Annotated in this window: 1 protein-coding gene; it reads left to right on the top strand. The window is 66.4% G+C overall.

Translation table 11 applies throughout. The features are described from left to right. Positions 1 to 900, top strand: a 900-nt coding sequence (locus VBE63_RS30415; protein ID WP_323686689.1) for an N-6 DNA methylase, incomplete at both ends; no start/stop codon positions are given.

Genomic DNA, 900 nt, shown 5'->3' with positions numbered 1-900 from the left:
AAGCGCGGGCGCGCCGGCTTCGTCATGTCCTCCCAGGCGTCCAGCGCCGGTGGCGGCGAGGCGGCCCTCAGGCAGAAGCTGGTGGAGACCGGCGACGTCGACCTGATGATCGCCATCCGCTCCAACTTCTTCTACACCCGCACCGTGCCCTGTGAGCTGTGGTTCCTGAACCGCGCCAAGCCAGCAGAATACCGCGATAAGGTACTGATGCTCGATGCGCGCAACATCTACCGCAAGGTCACGCGCAAGATCTACGACTTCAGCCCCGAACAGCAGCAAAACCTGCTCGCCATCGTCTGGCTCTATCGCGGCGAGACCGAACGCTTCTTGGAACTGGTCTCCGACTACCTGGCCCAAGTGCTGGAAGCGGCCGAGGCCTGCTGCGAGCAGGAGACCGAGGACGAGCTGCTCCCCGGCCCGCTGCCCGGCTATCTGGACGCCGTCGCCGAGCTGGTCGAGTTGCTGCGGCCTTTCCTGGACAGGCTGGACTTGGACGGTCCCCACGCGGACACCCTGGCCGAGCTTGACCAGGCGATGGATACCTTCGCCGACGACGTGGAAGACTTCGAAGACAGCGTCGCCGACGCAACCGCCAAAGCGGGCCGGCTCCCCGAGCCCAGCGACGGCCTGAGCACGCTGACCGAACAGCTCGCCCCGCTGGCCGAGACCAGCCGCGACTTGGTCAAACAGAGTGACCTCCTCTACAAGCTCGCCACCCGCCTGATCGACACCTGCGAGAAGGACGGCAACGCCAAGGACAGCGACGTCTGGAACAGCCGCGACATCACCCGCGCCCGCAAGGCCGCCGACGCCGCCCGCCAAGAGGCCGTCGAACAGCTCAAGCAGGTGCGCTACTTCTGGCGCCAGGCCCACTGGCTGGTCGAGCGCTTCCCCGATGCA

Origin of the sequence: Lamprobacter sp. (assembly GCF_034860625.1) — a bacterium.
Classification (GTDB): Bacteria; Pseudomonadota; Gammaproteobacteria; order Chromatiales; family Chromatiaceae; genus Lamprobacter.
Note: the sequence above shows the minus strand (reverse complement) of the source record. Positions and strands in the feature narration are given on the sequence as shown.